The sequence below is a fragment of the Corynebacterium sp. HMSC036D03 genome (assembly GCF_001836185.1).
GTDB lineage: Bacteria > Actinomycetota > Actinomycetes > Mycobacteriales > Mycobacteriaceae > Corynebacterium > Corynebacterium simulans.
On record NZ_KV827719.1, the window covers coordinates 1 to 394 of the forward strand.

Sequence of the window (394 nt, forward strand, 5' to 3'; positions counted from 1 at the left end):
GTAATGCATCGACGCCGTTTGCTAAAGCCTTTTAGCCCCATGGATTTCATGATGCGCGCAACCTTCTTATGGTTGATCGGGCCGAAGTCCGTATCGTCGTTGAGGCTTGCAGCGATGCGTTTAGCACCATAAAGCCCGTTCTCATCATCAAAGATGGCCTTGATTCTTGCACCAATAAGGGCATCGGAACATATCTTTAACCTGCGATTTTCGTGGGTGTTGACCCATTTATAAAACGAGGAGCGATTGAGCTTTAACACATGGCACATCCGCTTGACCGAGTACTCGGTTCGGTGGTCATAGACAAACTGGAAGCGGATCACCAGCGTGTCTCTTCGGCAAAATATTTCGCGGCCTTGCGCAGAATATCGCGTTCTTCGCGCAGCTTCGCGTT

1 pseudogene is annotated in these 394 nt (G+C 49.7%); it reads right to left on the bottom strand.

Annotated features, from left to right (window positions below):
* Positions 1-394, bottom strand: a pseudogene (locus HMPREF2692_RS02565) (IS3 family transposase); the annotation flags it as partial.